Source organism: Acidaminococcus sp. AM05-11 (assembly GCF_003472805.1).
Lineage (GTDB): Bacteria > Bacillota > Negativicutes > Acidaminococcales > Acidaminococcaceae > Acidaminococcus > Acidaminococcus hominis.
On record NZ_QRMX01000003.1, the window covers coordinates 190880 to 197933 of the forward strand.

General features: G+C 49.7%; 6 protein-coding genes and 1 tRNA gene. 6 read left to right on the forward strand and 1 reads right to left on the reverse strand.

Translation table 11 applies throughout. The annotated features are described in order from the left end of the window. Positions 1 to 294 precede the first annotated feature (294 nt). The 6 genes from DW089_RS03170 (at position 295) to DW089_RS03195 (ending at position 6474) form a co-directional block, all read left to right on the forward strand. Positions 295 to 1899 (forward strand): Na/Pi cotransporter family protein, encoded by a 1605-nt coding sequence (locus DW089_RS03170; RefSeq protein WP_231086038.1) that lies wholly within the window; start codon positions 295 to 297, stop codon positions 1897 to 1899. A 521-nt stretch (positions 1900 to 2420) separates the two neighbouring features. Next, positions 2421 to 2975: a TIGR00730 family Rossman fold protein gene (locus DW089_RS03175; protein ID WP_105326191.1), complete on the forward strand. Its 555-nt coding sequence runs from the start codon at positions 2421 to 2423 to the stop codon at positions 2973 to 2975. Positions 2976 to 3045: 70 nt separating this feature from the next. Beyond that, positions 3046 to 3120, forward strand: a tRNA-Gly gene (locus tag DW089_RS03180). Between the two features lie 134 nt (positions 3121 to 3254). Continuing rightward, positions 3255 to 4184: a glycosyltransferase family 8 protein gene (locus DW089_RS03185; RefSeq protein WP_118286767.1), complete on the forward strand. Its 930-nt coding sequence runs from the start codon at positions 3255 to 3257 to the stop codon at positions 4182 to 4184. An 80-nt stretch (positions 4185 to 4264) separates the two neighbouring features. Next, positions 4265 to 5455, forward strand: coding sequence for an O-antigen ligase (locus tag DW089_RS03190; protein WP_118286768.1), 1191 nt, complete (start codon positions 4265 to 4267; stop codon positions 5453 to 5455). A 23-nt stretch (positions 5456 to 5478) separates the two neighbouring features. After that, positions 5479 to 6474 carry a glycosyltransferase family 8 protein gene (locus DW089_RS03195; RefSeq protein WP_105327516.1) on the forward strand — a complete coding sequence of 332 codons (996 nt, stop codon included), beginning with the start codon at positions 5479 to 5481 and terminating at the stop codon, positions 6472 to 6474. A 53-nt stretch (positions 6475 to 6527) separates the two neighbouring features. Here the strand turns inward: DW089_RS03195 and DW089_RS03200 are convergent, their stop codons facing one another. Then, positions 6528 to 6863 (reverse strand): hypothetical protein, encoded by a 336-nt coding sequence (locus tag DW089_RS03200; protein ID WP_105327515.1) that lies wholly within the window; start codon positions 6861 to 6863, stop codon positions 6528 to 6530. Between the last annotated feature and the right edge of the window lie 191 nt (positions 6864 to 7054).

A 7054-nucleotide genomic window follows, 5' to 3' on the forward strand; every position in this document is an offset into this window, starting at 1 on the left:
GCATACAGCAATTTTGCGTTTTGCAGCGAAAAATATCCAGAAAATCCGTGACAGGTTTGTGAAAATATTACAATATTGAGATGGATGTACGAATTGGCCCCTAAGAATTGCTAAAACCAGGAAAATTCTCCTTTTAGTCAGAATAGACAAATATGTAAAGTATGGTGCAATTTCACGGAAATTGCTAGCTTGAACGAACTAGATGTGATAGAATTTAGGCGTGTAAAGCTTTACACAAACGTTACTCATTTTTTACTTTAGTACCGCAAACAGACTATAGCGGAGGAGATCATCTTGGTTCACTTTTTTCTATTTTTAGGTGGTATTTCTTTATTCCTTTACGGTATGTCGCTGATGGGCGATGGGCTGCAAAAGGCAGCTGGCGCCAAGCTTCAGAAAATCCTGGGCGCACTGACCCGCAGAACCATTTACGGCGTAGCCTTGGGCGCTGGCGTTACAGCCGTGCTCCAGTCTTCCAGTGCCACAACGGTTATGGTTGTTGGTCTGGTAAACGCCGGCCTGATGAATTTGGAACAAGCCTTTGGGATTGTTATGGGGGCCAACATTGGTACCACCATGACCGCCCAGTTGATTGCCTTTAAGTTAACTGATTATATTACCCTGATTCTGGCCATCGGTTTCCTGATGCAGGCCGTGTGCAAAAAACGCCAGCTGAAACATCTGGGTTCCGTACTCCTGGGGTTTGGTATCCTGATGCTGGGTATGGCCATGATGGGGGATGCAGTAACTCCCCTGCGGCAGCATAAGGCCGTGATTGACTTCCTGGGCCGCTTTACCACCCATCCGCTGCTGGGCCTGGCCGTTGGTCTTTGCATGACCCTGGTGATCCAGTCCTCCTCCGCTACCATCGGTATTTTGATGGCTATGGCCAGCCAGGGCCTGATTCCCCTGGAAGGCGCCATCCCCGTCCTGTTGGGCGATAACATTGGTACCTGTATTACCGCCGTACTGGCAACGGTACAGGCCGGCCTGAACGCTAAGCGTGTGGCTTGCTCCCATGTTATGTTCAACCTGATTGGGTCCATTATTGCTATGACCTTCCTGCCCCAGTTCATCCATTTGGTGCTGCATATTTCTCCAGCAGGGGATATTGCCCGGCAGATTGCTAACGCCCACACCTGCTTCAACGTGGTGAACACCATTTTGTTCCTGCCCTTTGCCGGCAAGTTCACCCAGCTGATCAAGAAGCTGATGCCTGGGGACGAAACCGAAATCAACTACCAGCCCAAGTATCTGGACCGGAACGTATTAAATACCCCGGCCATTGCCCTGGAACTTTCCACCAAGGAAGTTGCCCGGATGGGCGACCTGGCCTTGGAAAATATCCACAAAGCCTTCGAAGCCGTAGACAAATACGACAAGAAGAAAGTGGAATTTGTCCTGGATCATGAACCGGTGGTGGACAGCCTGGAAGAAGCCATTACGGTGTATCTGACCAAAATGTCCGAAACCAACATGAGCAAGGAAATGTCCACGGTCCATACGGGCCTGCTCCATGCCTGCAGCGATATTGAACGTATTGGTGACCATGCGGAAACCATTGCCAAGCGGGTTCGCAGCATGAACGAAGACGGCACCCACTTCTCTGCCCAAGCCAATGCGGAAATGAAGGAGCTGGAAGTCCTGGTAGAAGGGGCAGCCACCAAGGCCATCAAAGCCCTGGAAACCCACGACCAGGAACTGGCCAAGGCTTCTCTGGACCTGTCCCATCAGGTATCCGCCAAGCAGAAAGCCATGAGAAAGAGCCACGTAGAACGTCTGAACAAAGGCATCTGCACTCCGGAAACTGGCTTTGTGATGTTGGAATTATTGCTGAACATGAAACGGGTCAGCGACCACGCCAAAAACATTGCCCAACTGGTCATGGGCGAGTTCTAAAGAATATTGTAAGAGGAGCTGCTGCGGCAGCTCCTTTTTTGTTGTTCATTATAGCCGGATTCAAACCTCAAAACTGCTGTGCTGATTAAACTTCTATCGTCGCCTTGCGGCGACACTTCCTACACGCTTGCAGGAAGCGTTCTATGCCGCTACTGGTCAAGTAATAGACTAGGGTTAGTGCAGGTATTTACGAACTATGCTGCTTTGCTACACACGTTTAGCACACGACCAGTATAGGCCTAAGACCGGCCCCTTCAAGCGTTGCGCTCACATCCAAGAGCATGTCAGTTTATCAAAATGCTCTTGGCTAATGTGAGCCATGTGATAGCAGCCCAAGAAGCAAGCCCGCAGGGCGCGGCTGATTGGAGCGCTGCGAACCACTAAGGAGCTGTCAGTCAGCATGGCTGACTGAGGAAGTTTTTTTCAACCCCCTTTTTTCTTCGGAAAAATCCATTGCAGCGGCTGCGGAGAAAGCTTATAATGGACGTCAGAGTGTATAAAATGTTACAGGGAGTATAAGTATGAACATTACGGTTTATTTGGGCTCCAGCAAGGGAAATCATCCCTGCTATGAGCAATTTGCCAAGGAGCTGGGTACCTATTTGGCCCAGAACGGTCATACCCTGGTGTACGGGGGCAGCCGCACCGGTCTTATGGGCATATTGGCAGAAACAGTGCTGGCCCAGGGCGGACGGGTGGTAGGTGTAGAAACCCGGTTCTTTGTAGAGAAGGAAATGCAGCAGCCCGGTCTTAGCCGGCTGTTGATCACTAAAACCATGGCGGAACGGAAAGCCAAAATGCTGGAGCTGGGAGATGTGTTCCTGGCGTTTCCCGGGGGTGTGGGTACCCTGGAAGAAATCAGCGAGGTGATGGCCAAGCAAAAGCTGGGGTTGATCACCAAGCCCTTTGCTTTTTTGGACGTGAACGGCTTTTACCAGCCGCTGAAGGCTGCCTTGCAGCAAATGGTCCAGGAAGGCTTCCTGGGGGAAGATTGGTTCCAGGACGTGCCCTTTTTAAGCACGCTGGAGCAGGTGGCCCAGTTTATTGCCCAGGCCGCACCGCTGGTGGCCGAGTGAAAAATAGTAAAAAATGCAACAAAAGGTATTGACAAAACTGCTCATATCCAGTAAAATCTAATCATGTTTTGCGGAAGTAGCTCAGTGGTAGAGCACCACCTTGCCAAGGTGGGGGTCGCGAGTTCGAATCTCGTTTTCCGCTCCATGTAAAAGTCAGCCACTGTGCCAGGGGTTCCTGGACAGTGGTTTTTTTGTGGGAAAAAGCGCCTAATAGTTGAGAAAACAGTGGTTCTATTGTATGATAAAATAGAATAATTAGCGGCAGAGGGGGAAACAAGCATGGAAGAGATTGCAGTAGCATTGGCAGCCGATGAACGGTATGCCCAGCATGGGGCGGTGACTTGTGCCTCCATTCTGCTTCAGCACCGGGGAGGTCTCCCCGTGCATTTTTATTTTCTCAGTGACGGGATTTCGGAAGAACAGGAGTCCGGCATTGCTGCCACGGTAACGAACCTGGGGGGAATCATTACCTTCATTCCTACAGGAAATATAAAAATCGAGGCCCATACCAGCGGCCATGTGAACCGGGCTGCCTATCTGCGGCTGCTGCTGGATCAGCTGCTGCCGGCTTCCGTAACCAAGGTCATTTACCTGGATACGGATCTGCTGGTCCTGGATGATATAGAAAAGCTCTGGAATACGCCTTTGGGGGGCCATCCCCTGGCGGCGGTGCCCGATTTGGGCATCTTGTGCTCCAAGCGGATGGTGAAGCAAAAAGAAGTGACCCTGGGCCTTAAGGCTGGGGATCCCTATTTCAATTCCGGGGTCATGGTCCTTGACCTGGCCGCCTGGCGCCAGCACCACTATGGCCAGCAGGTGCTGGAAAAGGTGGAGCAGGGGGCCTACCGGCATCACGACCAGGACGGTTTGAACCTGGTGTTTCAGGGCAACTGGATGCCCCTGCCCCTGCGCTGGAATGTGATTCCTCCGGTGTTTACCCTGCCGTTGAAGGTACTCAGCAGCGGCCAATGGAAAACCTCGGCCATCCGGGCAGCGGAAAACCCGGCGGTATTCCACTGGGCCGGCCGGTATAAACCCTGGGAATTTGCCCGGGACGGCGCCTTTAACGAAAAATATTACGACGTGCTGGCCAAAACCGCCTTTGCGGACGCCCCCATGCCCCAGCCCAGCAAGGATATGAAGGGCAAATCCATCCTGCGGCAGGAGCTGCGGATGAAGCTGGCGGGGGTTTGGAGCAAACTATTGTAATGGGAAAATCTGTGGTAATGGGGAGCAAAGTGCAATGTGCAATGTAGGGTATTTGTTTGCTAAGGAGAATAGATTATAAGATGCCGCAAGAAAAACGGAATGGGTTAATAAAGGCGTTGGCTATTAGTGCAGCTGGAATGGTGTGTCTGACACGCATTTCTATGGCTGTAGGGGAAATTTTTAATGGGTTGGTACTGCTATTTGGGTTGATTCTCTTTTATTACTTGAAGGGAAGCGTAAACCTTCCAAAGGAGATAAAAGGATATATCAAAGCGTACTTTATTTTTGTGCTTTGTACACTTCCTAGTGTTTTTTTTGGTGGGGATATTGCAAAGGGGCTGCATGAGTTCCTCCAAATGTGGATCTGGAGATTTGTGGTTTTTTTACCTGTCGTGGCATTTATTCGTAAGAGAAATTATTTAATCAATATGCTGACCGCGTATACGGCGGTGTTTGGAGTAGATTGCTTTGTAACTTTAATTCAAGTAGTTTATCATCTGGGAAATAATAATAGAGGCTGGGGGTTGGGAGGAAGTTCCTTGGGTATTGCTAGCATCATGTGCATGATGCTGCCTTTGGCCTTTATTATTCTTTTAGATAAAAACTTTGAACAGAGATTGAAAAGGGTTACTGCCGTTACTTTGATTTGTAATTGGATTGCTATATTTTGTAATAAGAGCCGTGGCTCTTGGGTGACTAGCTTGATCCTCATTCCATTGGCAAGCTGGGAATATATCAAACACTCCAAAAAGCTATTGGCTGCAGTGGCATCTTTTTTTATTATCACAGGAGTGGTGTTTAATATTTATGAGCCATATGCAAAGCGTTTCGAGTCGATTACCAATGTGACCACGGACCGTTCTAATGGAGATCGAATTGAAGCATGGAAGTCCTGTGTGCATATGGTTCAAGACCATCCAGCGACAGGGATTGGCTTGGGTATGTGGAGCAGAGAATACGTTCCTCATTATTGGACGCCAGCTGATACACAAAAGCTGCCCCATGCTCATAGCAATTATTTTCATTTGATGGCAGAGACTGGACTGATAGGTTTAGCCGGCCTTTTATATTTTACTTTTTACTATGTGTGGCATTCCTATGCATCTTGGAGAAAAGATTACAACCCTTATGACCTGATGCGTTTGGTGAGTTTCTTAGGGTACGTAGTATTTTTTGGGCAAATAGAATATACTTTGGACTTGTCCTCTGGTGTGAGAATTATGTGGTTCCTCCAGGCAGTCTTATTTGGCCTGAAATTTACCAAAGCATAAATTAACATTGTATTGGAGATATCATGAAAACATTTGAGTCAGGCTTTTTTGCATTGGACCATTTCATTGCCAAGAAGGAAGACTTCGATTTTTTGGAAGCCGCTGCCAAAACTCCTTGGCATATTGCGTATAATGTCAATGATCCGTTCTTTTCCATTATGGGAGCCTCGGTGGTTTCCGTCCTGGAAAACAACCCGGACCAGCCGCTGGTGTTCCATCTGTTTACCGATGGATACAGTCCGGAAAACCGGGACAAGGTCCAGCAGCTGGCTAAGCAGTGGCACTGCCGCTGCGTACTGTACGAACTTCATATGGAACCCTTCCAGGACTTTCATGTGAAGGTGGCCCGGTTCTCCCGGATTACCTATGGGCGGCTGTATATGCCCAAGGTCCTGAAGAGCCTGACGGACCGGTTCCTGTACTTGGACGCGGATACCATGGTGGCGGCCTCCCTGGCACCGCTTTTTACTTTGGATATGACAGGCTATGCCATGGGCGCTGTATCGGAACGGCCCAAGGATGCAGCCTACCGGGGCGGCTATCTGAAGCTCAAGAACGGCAAGTACTTTAATGATGGGATTATGCTGGTGAATATTCCGGAATGGGAGAAGCAGGGGATTACGGAAAAGGCTTTCTCCTTCCAGAAGGAACCCCGGGAACGGTTCCTGGGGCAAAGCCAGGATGTGCTGAACCTGACCTTTGACGGCACCAACCTGTTTCTGCCGCCGGAGTACAATGAATTTGGCGGCGGGGAAGACGACCAGGGCCATGGAGTGATCATCCACTGGACCGGCCGCCGGAAGCCCTGGCAGATGGTGCTGGCCCCCTTTGATGCCCAGTGGCGGAAGTACAACGCCCTGTCCCCCTGGGAAACCCTGACCAATACTTTGCCCATCAAGAAACCGGAAAACTATCATGATTTCAAGCAATGGGCCAAGTTTCGGAAAAAGGACAGCTTCTCCGATTATCTTTGGGGAATGGCTTGGTATGCCTGGCTGAAGCTGCGCTATAAACTCTAAATACAAATGAAAATCCGAGCTGCAGAGGCATAAACCTTTGCGGCTCGGATTTTCTATTCTTCACTGATTTTCTTTTTCCCGTGGAGGGTGAGGGCATTGTCCTGGGTCAGCTGGTAATCCGGCTGGGTCAGGTCATGACGGGCATCGTAGAAATTGGAAGGGGCTTGGAGCAGGCCGGACATCGTATCAAACACCAGGTCATTGGTAAATATTGCTGACTCATGCTGGCGAAGGACTTTCACGGTTTCCGGGTAGGCTGCCTGGTAACTGGGGGATAGGTAGATCCACAGGGGAATCCGCACCATATTGAATTTGAAGGGGGAAGCCGTATGGGTCAGTTCTAGGTCTTCCCCGTGGTCGGAGAAATAGACCAGGGCTTGCAGCTGCAAACGGTTCTGGCCTTCCTGATAGATTTGCTGGAGAATGGAATCTGTATGGTGGAGGGAGCGCTGGTACCAGATTTCTTTTTCTTCTTTATCTAGCAGTTCCCAGCCCTGCGCCAGGCAGTACTCTTCTGGAATCCTCTGGTTGCATAAATCGGTGTAAGTTTACCGTCTGCACGGACTTTTTTTACCACCTT

Excerpts from the sequence above, each read along its gene's own strand:
- DW089_RS03175 (WP_105326191.1), top strand. The coding sequence starts at position 2,421 with ATGAACATTACGGTTTATTTGGGCTCCAGCAAGGGAAATCATCCCTGC.
- DW089_RS03185 (WP_118286767.1), top strand. The coding sequence starts at position 3,255 with ATGGAAGAGATTGCAGTAGCATTGGCAGCCGATGAACGGTATGCCCAG.
- DW089_RS03190 (WP_118286768.1), top strand. The coding sequence starts at position 4,265 with ATGCCGCAAGAAAAACGGAATGGGTTAATAAAGGCGTTGGCTATTAGT.
- DW089_RS03195 (WP_105327516.1), top strand. The coding sequence starts at position 5,479 with ATGAAAACATTTGAGTCAGGCTTTTTTGCATTGGACCATTTCATTGCC.